Source organism: Lactobacillus iners (genome assembly GCF_011058775.1).
Classification (GTDB): domain Bacteria; phylum Bacillota; class Bacilli; order Lactobacillales; family Lactobacillaceae; genus Lactobacillus; species Lactobacillus iners.
Genome location: NZ_CP049230.1, coordinates 401,465 through 420,623, shown reverse-complemented (window position 1 = coordinate 420,623; position 19,159 = coordinate 401,465). Strand labels below are relative to the sequence as shown.

At 31.9% G+C, this 19,159-nt stretch carries 22 protein-coding genes and 1 pseudogene; 2 read left to right on the top strand and 21 right to left on the bottom strand.

Features of this window, described 5'->3' with window-relative positions:
• Window positions 1-20 precede the first annotated feature (20 nt).
• The 6 genes and pseudogenes from G6Z82_RS02125 to G6Z82_RS06665 form a co-directional block, all read right to left on the bottom strand.
• Window positions 21-752: a YebC/PmpR family DNA-binding transcriptional regulator gene (locus tag G6Z82_RS02125; protein WP_006729034.1), complete on the bottom strand. Its 732-nt coding sequence runs from the start codon at window positions 750-752 to the stop codon at window positions 21-23.
• A 182-nt stretch (window positions 753-934) separates the two neighbouring features.
• Window positions 935-1,726: a Fic family protein gene (locus tag G6Z82_RS02120; RefSeq protein ID WP_164785748.1), complete on the bottom strand. Its 792-nt coding sequence runs from the start codon at window positions 1,724-1,726 to the stop codon at window positions 935-937.
• On the bottom strand, window positions 1,707-1,847 hold the full coding sequence (locus G6Z82_RS02115) for a helix-turn-helix domain-containing protein (RefSeq protein WP_006731165.1): 141 nt from the start codon (window positions 1,845-1,847) through the stop codon (window positions 1,707-1,709). The genes G6Z82_RS02120 and G6Z82_RS02115 overlap by 20 nt, the downstream gene beginning before the upstream one ends.
• A pseudogene (locus G6Z82_RS02110) lies at window positions 1,840-2,049 on the bottom strand (recombinase family protein); the annotation flags it as partial. The pseudogene G6Z82_RS02110 and the gene G6Z82_RS02115, both read right to left, overlap by 8 nt.
• Window positions 2,050-2,329: 280 nt before the next feature.
• Window positions 2,330-2,626, bottom strand: coding sequence for a MazG nucleotide pyrophosphohydrolase domain-containing protein (locus G6Z82_RS02105; protein WP_164785747.1), 297 nt, complete (start codon window positions 2,624-2,626; stop codon window positions 2,330-2,332).
• Window positions 2,623-2,745, bottom strand: a complete 123-nt coding sequence (locus G6Z82_RS06665) for a hypothetical protein (protein WP_006730681.1) — start codon at window positions 2,743-2,745, stop codon at window positions 2,623-2,625. Before G6Z82_RS06665 ends, G6Z82_RS02105 begins: the two co-directional genes overlap by 4 nt.
• Before the next feature lie 150 nt (window positions 2,746-2,895).
• Here G6Z82_RS06665 and G6Z82_RS02100 point away from each other — a divergent pair, with 150 nt between their 5' ends.
• Window positions 2,896-3,768: a metal ABC transporter solute-binding protein, Zn/Mn family gene (locus tag G6Z82_RS02100; protein WP_006731168.1), complete on the top strand. Its 873-nt coding sequence runs from the start codon at window positions 2,896-2,898 to the stop codon at window positions 3,766-3,768.
• A gap of 51 nt (window positions 3,769-3,819) precedes the next feature.
• On the opposite strand, the gene G6Z82_RS02095 is transcribed toward G6Z82_RS02100, so the two are convergent.
• The 12 genes from G6Z82_RS02095 to murB form a co-directional block, all read right to left on the bottom strand.
• Entirely contained in the window at window positions 3,820-4,170 is a 351-nt protein-coding gene (locus tag G6Z82_RS02095; protein ID WP_006730691.1) for a CrcB family protein, read from the bottom strand.
• Window positions 4,170-4,568 (bottom strand): fluoride efflux transporter FluC, encoded by a 399-nt coding sequence (locus tag G6Z82_RS02090; protein ID WP_006729031.1) that lies wholly within the window; start codon window positions 4,566-4,568, stop codon window positions 4,170-4,172. Before G6Z82_RS02090 ends, G6Z82_RS02095 begins: the two co-directional genes overlap by 1 nt.
• A 15-nt stretch (window positions 4,569-4,583) precedes the next feature.
• A complete protein-coding gene (locus tag G6Z82_RS02085) occupies window positions 4,584-6,107 on the bottom strand; it encodes an O-antigen ligase family protein (RefSeq protein WP_006736502.1) in 1,524 nt (507 codons plus the stop codon).
• 106 nt (window positions 6,108-6,213) lie between these two features.
• Window positions 6,214-8,025: a glutamine--fructose-6-phosphate transaminase (isomerizing) gene (gene glmS, locus G6Z82_RS02080; RefSeq protein ID WP_006729029.1), complete on the bottom strand. Its 1,812-nt coding sequence runs from the start codon at window positions 8,023-8,025 to the stop codon at window positions 6,214-6,216.
• Window positions 8,026-8,215: 190 nt separating this feature from the next.
• Complete coding sequence (glmM, locus tag G6Z82_RS02075) at window positions 8,216-9,568, bottom strand: phosphoglucosamine mutase (RefSeq protein ID WP_006729028.1); 1,353 nt, start codon at window positions 9,566-9,568, stop codon at window positions 8,216-8,218.
• A gap of 23 nt (window positions 9,569-9,591) precedes the next feature.
• Window positions 9,592-10,560 carry a CdaR family protein gene (locus G6Z82_RS02070; RefSeq protein ID WP_006729027.1) on the bottom strand — a complete coding sequence of 323 codons (969 nt, stop codon included), beginning with the start codon at window positions 10,558-10,560 and terminating at the stop codon, window positions 9,592-9,594.
• Window positions 10,557-11,399 (bottom strand): diadenylate cyclase CdaA, encoded by an 843-nt coding sequence (cdaA, locus tag G6Z82_RS02065; RefSeq protein ID WP_006729026.1) that lies wholly within the window; start codon window positions 11,397-11,399, stop codon window positions 10,557-10,559. The genes G6Z82_RS02070 and cdaA overlap by 4 nt, the downstream gene beginning before the upstream one ends.
• Window positions 11,400-11,437: 38 nt before the next feature.
• Complete coding sequence (locus G6Z82_RS02060) at window positions 11,438-12,511, bottom strand: ABC transporter substrate-binding protein (protein WP_164785746.1); 1,074 nt, start codon at window positions 12,509-12,511, stop codon at window positions 11,438-11,440.
• Window positions 12,508-13,308: an ABC transporter permease gene (locus G6Z82_RS02055; protein ID WP_006734926.1), complete on the bottom strand. Its 801-nt coding sequence runs from the start codon at window positions 13,306-13,308 to the stop codon at window positions 12,508-12,510. The genes G6Z82_RS02060 and G6Z82_RS02055 overlap by 4 nt, the downstream gene beginning before the upstream one ends.
• On the bottom strand, window positions 13,305-14,117 hold the full coding sequence (locus G6Z82_RS02050; protein WP_006730672.1) for an ABC transporter permease: 813 nt from the start codon (window positions 14,115-14,117) through the stop codon (window positions 13,305-13,307). Before G6Z82_RS02050 ends, G6Z82_RS02055 begins: the two co-directional genes overlap by 4 nt.
• Entirely contained in the window at window positions 14,104-15,210 is a 1,107-nt protein-coding gene (locus G6Z82_RS02045; RefSeq protein WP_006730689.1) for an ABC transporter ATP-binding protein, read from the bottom strand. Before G6Z82_RS02045 ends, G6Z82_RS02050 begins: the two co-directional genes overlap by 14 nt.
• 54 nt (window positions 15,211-15,264) lie before the next feature.
• Window positions 15,265-16,179 (bottom strand): UDP-N-acetylmuramate dehydrogenase, encoded by a 915-nt coding sequence (murB, locus tag G6Z82_RS02040; RefSeq protein ID WP_006731171.1) that lies wholly within the window; start codon window positions 16,177-16,179, stop codon window positions 15,265-15,267.
• A gap of 113 nt (window positions 16,180-16,292) precedes the next feature.
• Here murB and G6Z82_RS02035 point away from each other — a divergent pair, with 113 nt between their 5' ends.
• On the top strand, window positions 16,293-16,826 hold the full coding sequence (locus G6Z82_RS02035; protein ID WP_006734935.1) for a 3'-5' exonuclease: 534 nt from the start codon (window positions 16,293-16,295) through the stop codon (window positions 16,824-16,826).
• A 77-nt stretch (window positions 16,827-16,903) separates the two neighbouring features.
• On the opposite strand, the gene tsaE is transcribed toward G6Z82_RS02035, so the two are convergent.
• From tsaE to G6Z82_RS02020, 3 genes are read right to left on the bottom strand one after another with little or no spacing between them, the layout of a single operon-like run.
• Complete coding sequence (gene tsaE / locus G6Z82_RS02030) at window positions 16,904-17,380, bottom strand: tRNA (adenosine(37)-N6)-threonylcarbamoyltransferase complex ATPase subunit type 1 TsaE (RefSeq protein WP_006736505.1); 477 nt, start codon at window positions 17,378-17,380, stop codon at window positions 16,904-16,906.
• Entirely contained in the window at window positions 17,377-18,357 is a 981-nt protein-coding gene (gene pta, locus G6Z82_RS02025) for a phosphate acetyltransferase (RefSeq protein ID WP_164785745.1), read from the bottom strand. Before pta ends, tsaE begins: the two co-directional genes overlap by 4 nt.
• A gap of 56 nt (window positions 18,358-18,413) precedes the next feature.
• On the bottom strand, window positions 18,414-19,109 hold the full coding sequence (locus G6Z82_RS02020; RefSeq protein WP_006730657.1) for a uracil-DNA glycosylase: 696 nt from the start codon (window positions 19,107-19,109) through the stop codon (window positions 18,414-18,416).
• Between the last annotated feature and the right edge of the window lie 50 nt (window positions 19,110-19,159).

Below are 19,159 nucleotides of genomic sequence, written 5' to 3'. Positions count from 1 at the left end.
TTTATTAAACGTAATATTACTTATTCATCTTCATCCGCTGCTGCAGTATAAACATTTGATACATCATCATCATCTTCTAATGCATCGATCAAACGTTCAAATTGTTCCTTCTTTTCTGCAGGAACCGCTGTAGTATTCTGCGGAACCATAGTTAATTCAGCATCTGCAAGCTTATAGCCAGCTTTTTCTAAAGCATCCCTTACACCAGTGAAGGCCTTAGGATCAGTATAAATCTCAAATGCATCATCACTAGCTTGCAAATCGTCACCGCCTGCATCCATAACGTCCATCAAAACTTGATCTTCATCAGCATCTGTAGTTGAACGATCAATAACAATATAGCCCTTGCGATCAAACATGTATGCAACAGAGCCAGTTGCACCCATTGTACCGCCATTACGAGTAAATGCAACACGCACAGCTGAAGCAGTTCTATTTTTATTATCAGTTAATGCTTCTACTAAAACTGCCACACCACCTGGTGCATAACCTTCATAAGTAATTTCGTCGTAATGCTCATCTGAATTACCTTCAGCTTTTTTAATAGCACGTTCAATATTTGACTTAGGCATATTAGCCGCACGTGCTTTATCCATAACTAAACGCAAGCTAGGATTACCTGAAGGGTCAGGACCACCACTCTTTGCAGCCATAAAAAGCTCACGCGATAATTTTTGGAATATTTTACCTTTTTTTGCGTCTTGTGCATTCTTACGCCCTTGAATATTGTGCCATTTTGAATGTCCTGACATAAGGATCCTTCTTTCTTTTTTTAATATAGTTCACCTTGTAAATCATACCTCATAGTAAAGATAATTTCAAATAGCAATTAACTTTATACAAATATTTATTCAAAAAAATGATAAGCAATCTTGATGTGACCCCCAAAAAGTTAGACCAGAATCTAACGATTGGGAGGTCGGTACATTATTTATCATTTTAAATTGGTATCTTGTTCAGCATCTTTTTTATTTTCTTCATTAAGTTGCAATATTCTGATGTGCTTTAATAATGTTTCTTCTGTATATTTTCCTACTAAATTTTCGAATTTTGTAGGATCTTTTTTTATTTGTGAATCTAACAGAATATCCATGTACTCATTTCTTGATTCTTTATCAGGCATGATATTTACTACAGGGAATCCGGCTTCTGTTAATGCTAAATTCATTAATAATCTAGCTGTTCGACCGTTACCATCTCTAAATGGGTGAATAGTAACAAATTTATAATGTAAATCTGCTGCGTATTGAACTGGATGCAAGTTATTTTGTGCACTGTTTGCCCATGTTATTAGTGCGTCCATGTCTGGTCGTATATCAAAAGGTTCTGCATAAGGATTGTAATCTATTTTAGCTGGATGTACTTCTAAAGTTCGATATTCTCCTCCCCATTCTGGATGAGTTTTTGCTAGGGATAAACGATTTAAATCTCTAATAATAGTTTGCGTTAGAGGTTTTTTTCTACTTGCTAAATCCAGCATGTAATCATAAGCCTCATTCAAATCTATTGTAGATAACACATCACCGATAGACTCACCATGAATCGTCATTCCTCGTTCAATAATTGCTTCTGTTTCGAATTTGCTGATTTTACTACCTTCAATAGCATTTGAAGACCATACATGTTCAACTCGAATTTCTTTCTCTAAAGCCCTTAATTGATCTTGGTCCAATGGACGATATTTAGACATTTGAACTTTTAATCCGTCAAGCTTTGTAAATTTCATTTTTTGTCTCCTCTTGTGTTTTAGCTAATTCTTCACGTTTTTTAACACGATATATTTGCTGCCTACTAATCCCTACTTTGCGTGAAATAGCACCTATAGAGTAATTATTGCTCTTAAACATATTTATTTGCTTTAGCGAGTTTTATTCCTTGCATCTGTCGTTCTCTTATTTTATCTCTTTCATTTTGTGCGACAAACCCCATAAGTTGAATCATCATGTCTAACATAAATTGATCCACCAATTCATTATTAGTATGTGCTTGTGACAGATCATCAACTATTAATTTAACCTTCGATTTTTTTAGTAATTGAACAAATTCTTTTAAATCATTATAGTCTCTACTAAGTCTATCAAGACTAACTACTTCTAAGGTATCTCCTTTTCAATGATATCACGGTTTTTATATTGTAACATCAAAGTAGACCCTGCTGTGACATTTGCTTTAATAAAACAACTCTTTTATGTGCTTTATTGTATTTTTCATAGCGTAAAAATTAAAATTAGGTCTTCAATAGCACACACTTAATTGTTTTAAGACCAACATAAGCAAACGTAATCACTATATTTTTAAATTATCCTACTGAAACATATTAAGTGAATAATTATCCGTTTACTTTCTTGCCGTTTCTATAAATTCTATTTTTATTTACTTTCATTTTTTCTATAATTTCTACACCTAAATCTTTATCTAATATTTCAGCAATTCCCAATAAAAATATTGCTACATCAGCTAACTCTTCTCCTATGTTTTGATCATCGTCTTTAAGCCAAGCTTGAAACAATTCATTTACTTCACCATAAAGTAATAACAATTCAAATTTAATATCTGTAGTGTTAAAACCGTGTTCTTTTTTATTTTGTATAATTTCCTTTTGTAATTTTTTTATGTCTAATATCATTGCTCTTTGCCCCTTAGCACTATCACTTTATCATATTTCTGCTTTTCATTATCGCTTATTTTATGTGCAGCTTCAATAAAACCTCTGTCTAACGAAAAACCTTCTAACCCTTTCAGCATACACCTTATCATACTTCTTTTTGATAAGAGCATTTTTTTACAATGTTGATACAATCAGTAAATAATCTACAAATTTGCATTATTTTTTATTGACTAAAAGTAAGTATAGTTATATCCTTAAATATATGTTTTTAGAAAGAAGGCTTTAAAGTGAATTTTAAAAAATTAGGCACAATCGGTATTTTTTTAGGAATGATTATTTTATTATGTACCGCTTGTACTAAGGAAAATAAAAGCAATTCAAAAATATCAATAGTTTCATCAACAAATGTCTATGCTGATATTGCCAAAAACATTGTAGGTAAGTATGGTATATCATCTGCGATTATCAAAAGCAGTTCAGTTGATCCTCATGATTTTGAACCTAAAACATCTGATGCTAAAGATTTAAAACATGCCGATATAATTATCGCAAATGGAATGGATTACGATGGCTGGATGAAAAAATTAGCCAAAGCTAATGGCAAAAAGATAACTAGAGTTGGTGAAGATCTAATGCACCTCAAAACAGATGCTAACCCACATATTTGGTACAATCTTAAAATGCCACAAGCATATGTTAAATATCTGGTTAAACGTTTATCCACACTGGATAAAAAACATAGTGCTTATTACAAAAATAATGCTCAAAAATATCTGAAAAAAATTGCTAAAATCCAAAAAATTGCTAACAATATTAAAGCAGTTAAAAAACCAGTATTAGTAAGTGAGCCAGTATTTGACTATGCTTTAATAGCAGCCGGATACAAGATAGGCAATCCAGAATTTGAAGAAGCTGTTGAAAAAGAAACAGATCCAAGTCCAAAAATCATTAAACATATGAATAAGATGATTGCCACTAAAAAAATTGCTTTCTTTGTAAACAATACTCAAGTTAATAGTGCAACTATCAATTCATTTATTAAAAAAGCTAAAGCAAATAAAATTCCAATCTTAAAAGTAAGAGAAACTATACCTAATGACACTACATATTTTGATTGGATGTTAACTAACTACCAAAACTTAGCTAAAATCAGTAAATAAGATAAAAAAGCATTTGTAATAATTATTACAAATGCTTTTTATATGCACATTTTATTTAGCTAATATATATCCTATAAGCAATAAAGTAAAACCGCCGAGGTATGTAAGCACAAAATAAGAGATAAATATTAGATATTGCTTATTACGTAATGCATCTAACAATTCAAAATTCATTGTTGAAAAGGTCGTCAACCCACCCAAAAAGCCTGTACCTAATAAAGCATAACTATAACCTGCACAAACTTTAGCAAATAAAATCCCCATCAGAAATGAACCAGCTAAATTAACACATAAAGTGGCTAGTGGAAAAGTTCCTAAATAAAAATTACTAGTATAAATATTAATTTTATAGCGAACTAATGCCCCGCATATACCACCGATCAAAACCATCAACCATGCCATTAACGATTTTTACCTACCTTTACTACTAGTTTTTCTAAAAGCATCCCTATCCATGTAAAAAATAGCCCCAAAGCTGCAAATAATACAAAATAAGTCAGACCTGCAAGATATTGCTTATGATTAATTAATTTAAAAATTTCTAAATTATAGGACGAAAATGTAGTAAATGAGCCAATAAAACCTACCGTTAACCCCTTAGCTAATGATAAATTGCTATAATTATAATCTTTCAAAAAAAGATTAATAAAGCCTAAAGCAATGCATCCTAAAATATTAACTAGTAAAACCCCATTTATTTCTTTAGCTAGACAGCTTCTAAGTATAGAGCCAATAGCGGCTAAAATAGCAATCACTAAATATATCTTAAGACTCTTGACTTGTATAATCTTTTTTACCAACTGAAATAACCTCCACTACTTAACTTTTTTCTGCTGTAACAACATAAAGCCAAAAGTAAAGCTGGCAATAAGTGAAGCAGTCAAGAAATCCATAACATTTCCAGAATTATATGCTACTAAAATAAGTAGACCATTAGACATAATCAAAAAGCTATTTAACATCGTACGTAATTGACTATATCTTAGCCATTTATAGATTGAATATACTATCATAATAGGATAAATGCCTACCAGTAAAATCATACCAATAAAGCCCATCGAATCTTTTTGGGATACAAAATCCCGTTCTAAATGGAATAATTGCGTCATTGCCAAATATGAAATACCAAATATTTTAACAAGACCGACTGACTTTTGACTCATATATTCTTTGACCATAGTTTCTTCAAGCAAACGATTATCCATTCGTTTAATAGACGGCCAATGATAAACTTTATTCCAAAATTGATAATTATTTTCTACTGGAATACTATACTTGATATATTTTTTAGGGATATTAAAGCGATTATGATATTTTTTTACAAAGGCAATAATATATTCTTTCTTTTCGGCTTTAGTCTCTTTTTGCGATAATGCCTTATCTAACTTTTTTATTAACCGCTTAGTATGATGTTTAGTAGATTTTTTAGCTACTGTTTCAGTAGACTGATTTCTGCGAGACATCGGACTATATGGTATAGTTGCACAATATGCACCAACAAAAATGGCAATCAATATTAATGGTTTAATACTAAATTTGGCATTGCGTAAAATAAATATATGCACTAAATATACTAAAATAGAAAGGATATTTATAGCGACAAAACCCAGAGTACCAACTCGTGTACCCAGCATAATCATTGCCATACCTGTAACTATATAAAGTATGCTGTTAATGAAATTAAATCTAGTTAAGAGCAGATAAATTATAAGTGGCACTAATAATACTAAAATTGCTGAAATAGTATTAGCAAAGTAAAACCAGCCTTTTGAAGCAATTTCTCTAAAAGTAAAATCACTACGACTGAACCACGAAAATATATTAGCCACAATTAGCTTGTGATTGTCATATGAGCACATTGACTTACAAATCAGATTACTAATAACAATAGAACCTGAAATTAACGCAACTAGTCCTTGAATTACGACCATAAACTGCTGAATTGAAAATTCAGTATGATAGATAATATATATCATAATCACCGGTAACAGCATCCGGACAATATAAAAAGCTTCTTTGATTATCATTACCTTACTAATCGCTGGAAAAGTTGAAAAATACCAAAGATGCCCCACCGAATAAAATACTAAGATCAATGCATACACACAAATATATTTAAAATATCGACTCCGTGATTCGCTGATACTGAATTTCCAAAAAAGAAAGACAATTAAAGCTATCAACCCAAATCTTAAGAGCGTTGGTATAGAAAAAACAAATAATTTTTTTAATTTAGAATTGGCATAAAAGAAATATGTATCCAATAAAGGCTGAATTAAAATAAAACATTGTAATAATCTAATAAAAAATTGATTTTTCTTCGAATTTTCTTGTAACATAAATATTCTCCATTAGTCTACTATATATAAAATATACAGTATTTTAAGCAATAATAAAATAGGCTAAACAAATTAGCTTAGCCTATTTCATTATTGTATTCAATGCTTACTCTACAGTAACACTTTTAGCTAAATTTCTTGGCTTATCTACATCTAACCCTTTATTTTTGGATGCATAGTAAGCTAATAATTGAGCTGGTACAACAGTAACCAATGGTGATAAATAGTAATCTACATCAGGTAATATAATATCATCAGTAGCTTTAGCAAATTTCTTAGCAACAATCGTGATAACATTTGCACCACGAGATTCAACCTCTTGAATATTACCACGTGTCAAATCAGCAGTTGCAGGATCATTGATTAAGGTAACAACTGGTACTCCTTTTTCAATTAAAGCAATCGTTCCATGTTTTAATTCAGCAGCAGCAAAACCTTCTGTTTGAATATATGAAACTTCCTTTAGTTTTAAAGCACCTTCTAAAGCTACTGCATAATCTACACCACGACCAATATAAAAAGCATTTCTGGTAGTAGCAAGATATTTTTTAGCCAAACTATTAATTTTCTCTTTGCCATCAACTATCTCTTGCATGCCTTCAGCAACTAAAGCCAATTGTCGTTTTAAATCAAAATCAATAGCCGCTGCTATTTTCAAATACTCACCAACAGCTTTAGCTAAAATAGCTTGTACCGCAACTTGAGCAGTATATGCTTTAGTTGATGCAACAGCTATTTCAGGGCCAGCTTTTAATAGCATCGTATAGGTAGCTTCTCTAGATAAAGTTGAACCTGCTACATTAGTAATAGTTAAGCTAGGTAACCCTAATTGGTTAACCTGTTTTAATACTACACGTGAATCAGCTGTTTCACCTGATTGTGATAGAAAAATAAAGAATGGTTTCTTAGATAATTTAGGAAAATGATATCCAAACTCCGATGCAATACCAACTTCTACTGGTATATCAGTATACTTTTCAATAATATTCTTACCTACTAAACCAGCGTGATAACTAGTACCAGCAGCTAAAATATAGATTCTGTCACTTTGTGCTACTGATTGGACGATATTTGCATCAACCTTAACATCTGCATCATCATTAAAGTACTCTTTCGATAAACGACGCATAACTGAAGGCTGTTCATCAATTTCTTTAAGCATATAAAATTCATACGTCCCTTTAGACGCTGAATTTGGATCAATATTTACTAGATAAGGCTTACGTTCAATATGATTGCCTGCAATATCTTCAATATTAATTGCACTAGCAGTAACATCTGCGACATCACCATCTTGCAAATCAATAAAAAGTTTGGTCTGATCTAAAACAGAAATTGCATCTGAAGCGATTATATTAAAGCCATCACCAATACCCAACATCATCGGGCTCTTATTCTTAGCTATAAAAATATGATCCGGTTCTTTATTATCAACTAATAAGAAGGCATAAGAACCATTTATTAATTTCAATGCTTCTTTAAAGGCTAAAAAACCTGATAAACATTTTTCTTTAGCAATTTTAGCAATTAATTGAACTACGACTTCAGTATCTGTATCCGAATTAAAACTGACATCAGACAAGTATTTTTCCTTTAATTCAGCATAATTTTCAATAACACCATTATGAACCAAATAAAAACGCTTATCAGATGAATAATGCGGATGAGAATTGGCAATAGAAGGTTTGCCATGAGTAGCCCATCTTGTATGTCCAATACCTACTAATCCTTGTTCATTATCACTTAGCTTATCTTCTAAGTTCTTGATACGACCTACAGCTTTAGTTAAATATTCATGACCATTTAAATCGTTTAAATAAATACCAGCAGAATCATAACCCCTATATTCTAGCTTCTTTAAACCATTTAAAACAACGTCACGTGCTGACTTACCAATTATACCAACTATACCGCACATAATTTATCTCCTCTATCTATGCCAAAAATTGGTATAGACTATATTGTTTTCTAAGAACTCTTAGCAAATGTTATATTAGCCGATTTAAGGTTAGTAGTCAAGCCAAAAATTAAAAAAGCAGACTACAATTGGTATAGTTATAATAGTGAAACCAAAAAAGGGTTCTTATCATCGCAAACCCTTTTAATATTTATATACCCATTTCAGCTTTAACTACATCAACTACATCCTGACAACACTTATCAGCCAATTCTTGCGTAGGTGCTTCAGTCATTACACGAATTAATTCTTGTGTACCTGAAGGTCTAACAAAAATACGTCCATCATCGCCTAAAGTCTTTTCAACTTCAGCGATAGCTGCAGATATTTTGGTACTCTTTTTCCAATCTTGCTTATTACGAACTGGTACATTAACTAACTTTTGTGGATATGATTTAAAATCACTAAGCAATTCGGATAATGATTTACCAGTATCTTTCATAACATATAAGAGATGTAATCCTGTGAGCATACCATCACCAGTATTATGATAATCACTGATAATTACATGACCAGACTGCTCACCACCCAAATTATAGCCGTTAGCACGCATCTCTTCAGAAACATAGCGATCTCCAACCTGGGTTCTGATATTTTTAATTCCACGACGTTCTAATGCCTTAGTAAATCCTAAATTACTCATTACTGTAGTAACAATAGTATCATTTTTCAAGCGTCCATGATCTGCTAAATAGCAACCTATAACATACATGATATGATCGCCATCAACTTCATTACCTTTTTCATCTACAGCAATACATCTATCAGCATCCCCATCAAATGCCAAGCCTAATTGTGCACCCTGTTTTACTACCTCTTGTTGTAATAATTCAGTATGTGTTGCACCAACATGATCATTAATATTTAAGCCATCTGGATGAGTTGCAATAGTTGTAAAATCAACTCCCATATCCGCAAATAAACGTGAAATTAACGCACTAGAAGCACCATTAGCACCATCAACTACCACTTTAATACCATCTAATTGTTCAGGTAAGGTATTTTCAATAAATTGCAAATACTTAGATGATCCTTCATGATAACTAGTAACAGTACCTAATCCTTGAGCGGATGGTCTAGGCAAAGTATCTTCTTTAGAGTCAATTAAAGCTTCAATTTCAGCTTCTTTTTCATCAGAAAGTTTCAACCCGTCACTACCAAAGAATTTAATACCATTATCTTCAACTGGATTATGAGAAGCAGAAATTTGGACACCAGCATCTGCTCCTTGAGCTCTAACTAAATAAGATAGCCCTGGAGTAGTAATAACACCTAACTCCAAAACTTCAATCCCTACAGAAAGTAAACCAGAAATTAAAGCATACTCCAACATTTGTCCAGAAATTCTAGTATCTCTAGAAACTAAAACTCTAGCTCTTTCACCTGCACTCTTATGTTTGGTTAAAATATAACCTCCATCACGTCCTAATTTAAATGCCATTTCTGGAGTCAATCCAGCATTAGCAACACCTCTAACACCATCGGTACCAAAGTACTTAAGCATCTTACAAATCGACCTTTCTTATATTAATTTTTAATCGCTGAAATGTCAGCCATTTCAATTTTTACCCAAATGTCACTAGGGTCTGCTTTAACTACTCCCTTTGGTAACTTAAGTCTTACCTTTTTAGAAGTATTATGAACAATACCTGCCAAATTAACATCAACATCTAATTGAACTATATCTTTTAACGTTGATGCTGCACCATAAAGCGTAACTTTCTTTATGGAACTGGTCAGCGAATACATTCTATTACTTGCAGCATTATGAGAAGTAATATTTAGTCTTACCCTTTTTTTGGACTTTCTTATTGGTATATATACATGCGTAGTTTCTGGCTGAATTACAACATTCAACTGTTTACCTGAAGCATCTACTGCTACCAACATAACCTCACTATCAAAAGAATGTATTGTTTTTTTCCTGATATCAACATTAGCAATAATTTTACTAATATGGTTAACTTCAGATTTTTCTCCCGTAACTTCAACCATACTTGGTTTGCAATATGGTGCATAAACAAAATACTCTTTGGATAAGACATCACTATTATACCTTATTTTTATCGGTAATGTCCGAGTTTTTCTTTCCTGAATATCAACCACTATTTTCTTAGGAGAAATTTTGTAACTTAATTGATTACTAAGCCCGCTAACTCTAATAGGAACTTGATGTTTGCCTATTTTTAATTCACTTAAATCAATAAAAGCTCTAAAATTTTTAGTATTAATGGCTGATACAACTAAAGCACTAGGACCTGTAATATTGACCTTTACTTTTTCTGGATATCCAGTTACATAATATTTATCAGTATTAACAGAAATCTGCAACGGCAGCTTAAGTGTCTCAGTCTTGGTAACAGTTTGCAAAGTCCGAGTTCGTTGACCACGCGGTATAAAGCCGACTTGATTATAACTAACATAAACAGTTAACAAAATAGTGATTATAAGGGCCAGAAGTTTATAAAATAATTTAGAATCGAAAAATTTATTCATCTTATACTCGACCCCCAATTCCATATTTTAGATATCATTCGCTGAAAATTAGTAGGTTGATCGTCAGTCTCAGGAACTAACTGTGCTCTTAAATATTTCAAATATTCTTCTCTAGTTAAATCTAGCATCAAATTACTGTTGCGTGTAATCGTTACACCACCTGTTTCTTCCGAAACTACAATTGTAATTGCATCTGTAACTTCTGAAATACCTACTGCAGCTCGATGTCTAGTACCTAAATTTTTAGGTATTGTATTATTATCAGACAATGGTAAATAAGCTGCCGCAACTGATACTTTATTATCTTTAATAATTACAGCTCCATCATGCAAAGGGGTATTAGGAATAAAAATATTAATTAATAATGCTCCAGTAATCGTAGCATTGATAGGAATACCTGTTTCAATATAATCTTCTAACCCAGTTTTTTGTTGTAAAGTAATCAATGCACCTATACGCCTTTTAGACATATATTGAATAGCCTTATCCAATTCTTCTATCATAATTTCAGAACTTTTTTTAGCGACTACATTACCGCCTAGTAATGGTGATCTACCTAAATGTTCCAACCCTCGACGTATTTCAGGTTGAAAAATAATGATCATACCAATCACTGACCATGATAAAATTTGATCTACCAAATATGACAATATCACAACATGTAAAAAGCCAGCAACTAATCTAATTACAATAATTAAAGCGATACCCTTAGCTAATTGTACGGCCTTTGTACCTTTTATAATCATAATTAAACGATAAATTAAAAACCATACAATCAAAATATCAATCAAATTCATAAGATGTTGCCAAGTAAAGATATGATATATATCCCAAACCATTCCTATCACCCCTTTTTTATAATCAATAACCTATCCTTCTAGTGTGCATACATTTTAAACTCTAAAAATAGGTCATTATATTCTTGTATCTTTTCTGATCGCAAATTTTTAAAGACCTGTAAATGCTTCATAGTAGATGTAGCAGGATAAAATTGACGATCTTTTTTAATTGAATCTGGTAATAATTTCTTAGCTAACATGTTAGGTGTTGCATACCCTATGTATTTAGCATTTTGAGCAGCATTTTTAGGATCAAGCATAAAATTAATAAAGGCATATGCACCCGCCTGATTTTTAGCAGTCTTCGGAATAACAATATTATCTAACCATAAATTAGATCCTTCGGAAGGAACTACATAATGCAAATGTGGATTTTCATTTAACATAGTTCTTGCTTCTCCTGACCATGTTACTCCAATTGAAGCTTCATTTCTTATCATATACATTTTTAATTCATCGGCAATAATGGCTTTTACATTTGCACCTAAAGCATCCAATTTTGTTTTAGCTAATTTTAATTTTAACGAATCTTGACTATTAACAGAATTTTTCATAGAAATTAATGATAAGCCCATAATATCACGAGCAGAATCTACTAATAAAATCTGATGCTTAAATTTGCTTTTCCACAAATCGTTCCAATGTTTAATCTCACCTTTTTTAACAAATTTATCGTTATAAATAATTCCTAATGTTCCCCAAAAATAAGGGATAGAATAATTATTACCATAATCAAATGATTGGTTCATAAATTGAGGATCAATATTTTTAATATTGGAAATTTTACGCAAATTGATCTTTTTTAGCAAGTGTGATTCTTTCATCTTGGAAACCATATAATCTGACGGAATACAAATATCATACGCAGTACCACCTTGTTTAATCTTGGTATACATCGATTCATTAGAATCAAATGTTTCATAAATTACATGGTATCCAGTCTGCTTTTCAAATTTTTTCAATAATTTAGGATCAATATAATCACCCCAATTATATATAATTAAATCTTTACTGCCTGAAGATACACCTGAATTATTTAATTTATCAGCTAAAATTTGTAACCCTAAACATACCAAAATGATGGTAATCGCCGCTAACACTAATTTCTTCATAAATTACCAGCCCTTCCTTTAGTATGTCCTTTTTTACAAGTAATTAAATAATAAATAAACACTAAAATCAAAACAAATATGAACATTACTGTACTTAATGCATTAATTTCCAGATTAATTCCTTGTCTTGCCCGAGAATATATTTCCACCGATAATGTTGAAAAGCCATTACCAGTAACAAAAAATGTGACAGCAAAATCATCTAAAGAATAAGTTAAAGCCATGAAAAAACCTGATAAAATACCAGGAGTAATAGCTGGTAGTAAAATTTTACTAAATATCTGCCAAGAATTAGCTCCTAAATCACTAGCAGCATCGACTAATGATTTATCAAATTCTTTAAGCCGTGGCAAAACCATTAATACAACTATTGGTATCGAAAAAGCAATATGACTCAATAAAACGGATCCCATGCCTAAACTAATGCCCATAGCCGTAAATAAAATCAAAAAACTCGCACCTATGATAACATCCGGTGAAACCATTAACACATTATTTAAAGTAAGCAATAATTTTTTTCGATTTCTATTTTTAATATTATTAATGGCAATAGCCCCTAAAGTTCCAACAATAGTTGCAAACAATGATGACAGCAAGGCCAATATAATTGTTTCTATAAAAATTGCCAACAAGCGATTATCATTAATCAAATCCCAATAATGATCAAAGGTAAAATTTTTAAAATTATCCATATTATTTCCACTAGAAAATGAATAGATAATCAAATAAAAAATTGGAATATACAAAGTCAGCAAAATAAAAGTTAGGTAAAACTTATCCCACTTGAATTTTTTCATAATTTTACCTCCTTTTTCTTTTTGCTATCAGATGACGTTGAAATCATTACTGCAATCATTAAAATAATTAAAATCACACCAATTGTTGACCCCATTGGCCAATTCATAGTAGACATGAAATATTCTTCAATTGCGGTACCTAAAGTAATAACTCGATTACCTCCTATTAATCTAGTTAACATGAACAATGATAATGAAGGAATAAAAACAGCTTGCACACCTGCTTCAACTCCTGACTTTGATAGTGGCCATAAAATGCGAATGAAAGTTTGAAAATTACTTGCTCCCAAATCTTTGGCAGCCTTAACGACCGCAGGATCAATATCACAAATAGCATTATAAATAGGTAAAACCATAAAAGGAATTTCAATATACGCTGCTACTACTACAAAAGCAAAATTAGTAAATAAAATATTAACAGGACTGATTCCTACTAAACCTAAAAAATTATTTAATAGACCATGTTTGCCAAAGATGCCAATAAAAGCATATGCTTTCAGTAATAAATTGATCCATGTTGGCAAAATAATCAACAATAGCCAAAATTGCTGATTTTTCATTCTACTCAAAATATATGCAGTAGGATATGATAAAAGCAAAGTAATAAATGTAATTAAAAAGGCATACCAAAAGGAATTTAGCGTCATTCGCAAAAAAGTACCATTAATAAAAAATTGTTTAAAATTATTAATAGTTAACCCATACTTACTACTAAAAGCATTCAAAGTAATCATCACTAATGGAGCAATTACAAATAAAATAATCCACAACGAATATGGAATCAAAAATAAGAGTTTATTTTTCTTCATCATCATCCTCTCCTTCATATGATTCCAATCGTTTATCAAATTCAGCTTCAGATTCGCCAAATCTCATAACATGAATATCTTCAGGGTCAAAATATAGGCCAATTTCTTTGCCGATTTTGGAAGCGTTAGTTGAATGGATTAACCACTCATTATTATCAGTATCTGTTGCCTTAATTTCAAAATGATCGCCTAAAAATAATTGACTTTCTACAGTTGCTGACAATTTACCATCAGCTACTTCAACTATATCTAAATCTTCTGGACGCAATACAACTTCAACTTTTTCACCTGGCTTAATTCCCGCATCAGCACATTCAAAACGACGATTATTGAATTCAACTAAATAATCTTCAATCATTCTTCCATTAAGAATATTAGAATCACCGATGAATCTAGCTACAAAATCATTAACTGGCTCATCATATATATCAACAGGTGTACCACTTTGTTGAATTGTACCTTGATTTAATACAAATATTTCATCACTCATTGCCAAAGCTTCTTCTTGATCATGTGTAACAAAAATAAAAGTAATACCTAACTTCTTTTGAATTTCACGCAATTCAAATTGCATATCTTTTCGCAAACGTTTATCTAAGGCAGATAATGATTCATCCAGCAATAAAACTTGCGGCTTATTAACCAAAGCTCTAGCAATAGCCACACGTTGTTGCTGCCCACCTGATAGCTCAGAAATTTCTCGATTAACAAAATCATCAAGCTGAACCATATGCAAAGCAGCTTTGACTGATCTAATAATTTCTGATTTTTCTTTCTTTTTGATCTTCAAACCAAAGGCGACATTTTCAAAAACATTCATATGCGGAAATAAGGCATAATTCTGAAAAACTGTATTAATTTGCCTTTTTGCTGCATCTAAGTGAGTAATATCCTGATTATCAAAGAATACTTTACCCGCACTAACTTCACTAAAGCCAGCAATGATTCGTAAGATGGTAGTTTTACCCGAACCTGAAGGACCAACTAAAGAATAAAATTTGCCCGATTCAATGGAAAGATTTACATCATCCAATGCCACAAATCCATCATCATACTCTTTTCTAACATGTTCTAACCTTATAATGTTGCTCATTATCTTATCCTTTACCTAAAAAAAGCTACAAGTCCTACAACTTGCAGTCTCTAATTAATCATCTATTCTCTTTTCCTTGCCAATAATTCTAACTTCTGTTTGTAAATCGACATCAAATTTTTCTTTGATAACTTTTTGAATTAAGTGAATTAAATTTAAATAATCAGTAGCAGTAGCCCCACCAACATTAATTATAAAACCAGCGTGTTTTTTAGAATCTTCAGCTCCACCAATTCTTGTACCTTGCAAACCAGCTTCTATAATCATCGGTCCTACAAAATGACCTTTAGGACGTTTAAAGACACTACCACATGATGGATATTCTAAGGGCTGCTTAGCACGTCGCAAATCATTTAGATATTTCATTCTATCCGCAATAGCTTTCTTTTCGCCCGCTTTTAATCCAAATGTAGCACTAACAACAATATCACCAGTATCTTGTACAATTGAATGGCGATAACCAAATTGCATTTCATCATGCGTATAAGTTTTAAAGACACCATCTCTAGTTAAAACTTTAACCGATTTAATCACATTTTCAGTTTCTCCATCATAAGCTCCAGCATTCATAAATACGGCACCACCGACGCTACCTGGAATACCTGCTGCAAACTCTAACCCAGTTAAGCCAGCATCCCTAGCAGCATTAGACGTATTAATAATCGTTGCACCAGCTTGTGCACTTATAGTGCAATCGGATTCATTAGCAATAATTTGATTCATTTTGGTTAAAATGATCACTAATCCATCAATACCACCGTCTTTGATAATCAAATTCGATGCATTACCAATTACAGTTAATTGCATATTTTCCTGACGAACGCTTTTTACTAATAATTCTAATTCCGGCAAATTTTTAGGAAAAGCTAAAAATTCAGCTGGTCCACCTGTTTTGGTAAAAGTAAAGCGGCTTAACGGTATATTCTGTTGAATATCAATTCCTTGTTGCCTTAAAGTCATCAAATTCATTTGTCGCCACCCCCATCTTTTATTACATTAATTATAATAACGCAAAAACAACTCTTTTTTCTACTATATGTTATACTGAACTTAAATTTGTTTGTTTACATTGGAGAATATTTATGAATTTCACTGCAATGGACTTTGAAACAGCTAATCGTCATTATGATAGTGCTTGTTCACTAGCCTTAGTTTTAGTTAGAGATAATAAAATTATTGACAGTTTTTATACTGTAATTAATCCACAAATGCCTTTTGATAAAAATAATATTAAAATTCATGGTATAACAGCTAATGATGTAAAAGATGCACCAACCATGAACGAAGTTTGGCCAAAAATAAGATTATTATTTCAACCTGGTATGCTGGTTGTAGCTCATAATGCACGTTTTGACTGTAATGTCATGAAAAAATCTTTGAAAAAATATAATATTGCCGAACCACACTATCTTACCATTGATACCTTAGCTACAAGTAGAGCATTGATGCCAAATTTAAAAAATTATCGTTTGGACACTGTATCCAATCAATTAAATATTGATTTATGGCATCATCATAATGCATTAAGTGATAGTGAAGCATGTGCTGAAATCTTGATTAAACAAAATCAACAGTTTGGTGATGAACAAATCAAGAACTTTATTAAATACATATAAACTATCCAATTTATCGGTATAAAAATATCTACAAAAAAAGATTAACGACACATACATGCTGTTAATCTTTAAAACTTCTATTTTTCGATATCAGGTAAAATTTTATTTAGCCAGATATTGCTATTTTTTCCGCTACTAGTTAATACTAGACTTCGTTTAGTTGAATCCCAAGTATCATCAATTCGTGCGATATTAATTTTTAAATAATCAGCTGGTAAATTATCCATCACAAACTCCGGCCATTCAATCACAATTACTCCATTTTGTTCAAAATAATCATTCAAATCAATACTCGAGAGATCACCATCTTTTAAGCGATACATATCCATATGAAACAATGGTAATTTTCCTTCCTTATATTCACGAACTATTGTATAAGTAGGACTTTTTACGGGTCTTTTAATGCCTAGAGCTTTGGCAATTCCTTTAGTTAAAGTGGTTTTACCAGCCCCTAGATCACCAGTTAGTAGCAATATATTTCCTGCTACTGCATGCGTTCCTAAAATCTGCCCGAGCTCTTGCATTTCATGATCAGAAGTAATTAATAATTTCATTTTTTAGCCTCAATTGCTTGTACAGCTGTTAAAATTCCTGCTAAATAAACGTCATTTGCCGAGCAACCACGTGACAAATCATTGATTGGAGCTGCTAGTCCTTGCAAAACTGGACCAACTGCCGTAAAATTACCCAACCTTTGTGCAATTTTGTAACCAATATTTCCTGATTGTAACTCAGGAAATACAAAAACATTAGCTTTACCAGCAACTTCAGAATTAGGAGCTTTTTTGGCAGCAACATTAGCTACAAAAGCCGCATCAAATTGTAACTCACCATCAATTTTTACTTCTGGATGATTTTCATGCACGAGTTTAGTTGCTTGAATCACTTTGTCTATCATAGGTCCCTTAGCAGATCCTTTGGTAGAAAAACTTAGCATAGCAACTTTAGGATCTAATCCAATCATTTTAGCTGTTAAGTATGATTGATATGCGATTTCAGCTAGAGTTTGTGCATCTGGATCAATATTAATAGCACAATCAGAAAATATATATTTCTCCGTTTCTCTTTCCATAATCATTGCACCCGACACACGAGACATACCTGGTAAAGTTTTAATAATTTGCAATGCTGGTCTAACTGTATCGGCAGTAGAATGAGCTGCTCCCGATACCATTCCAGCAGCTTTATGTAAATATACCAACATCGTTCCAAAATAAGAACCATGTTTGAGCATTTCTGCAGCTTCTTGTGCAGTATTCTTGCCATTACGACGTTTGACCAAGGCATCAATCATCTCATCGATTTGATTATAAGTTAAAGGATTAATAATTCGAATATCCGTCAAATTTAAATTGTTTTGCTGAGCCAATTTAGTTATTTCGTCAACATCCCCTAATAAAATAGGATTAACCATTCTTTCTGATTTAAGTCGACAAACTGCCTCCAAAACTCTTAAATCATTACCTTCTGGAAAAACAATACTTTGTTCACAAGATAATGCCTTTTGTTTTAAGATATCAAATACTTTCATCTGATTTAATTTTCCTCCCTCATCATAACTATGCTATATATCATATCATATTATAATTAAACAACATCATTAGGTGCAACCGATTCTGGTAATTGCCAATCTATAGGGCTTTCCCCTAATTTTTTTAATAATTCATTACATTTAGAAAAAGGATGCGAGCCAAAAAATCCATAACTAGCAGATAGTGGACTAGGGTGTGCTGATTTTAAAATGAAATTTTTATTGACATCAATCAGTGGTATTTTATTTTGAGCAAATTTACCCCATAAAATAAATACAACTCCTCCTCGATCACTTAAAGACTTAATCGCTTGATCAGTAACAAATTCCCAGCCTTTTCCTTGATGTCCATTCGCCTTACCATATGGGACCGTCAGGACTGCGTTTAACAATAACACCCCTTGATCGGCCCACTTTTTTAAGTAGCCATGATTAACTATCTTAGCTCCAACATCATTATGCAATTCTTTATAGATATTACGTAACGAAGGGGGTAATGCAACTCCTGGATTAACACTAAAACTCATACCCGTTGCCTGTTGAGGATTATGATATGGATCCTGTCCCAAAATCACCACCTTAGTTTTATAAAAAGGTGTCAGCTTAAATGCTGTATAAATGTGATACATATCTGGATAAATTACCTTAGTACTATATTCATGCTTGATAAATTCATGTAATTGGCGATACTTATCACTCTCAAATATAGGATCTAATATTTGATCCCAATCATTCCCAATAAATTTTTTCATCTTAATAATTAAAATCAATCTTTCTATTCTAAAAAATAACCTAATTTCAT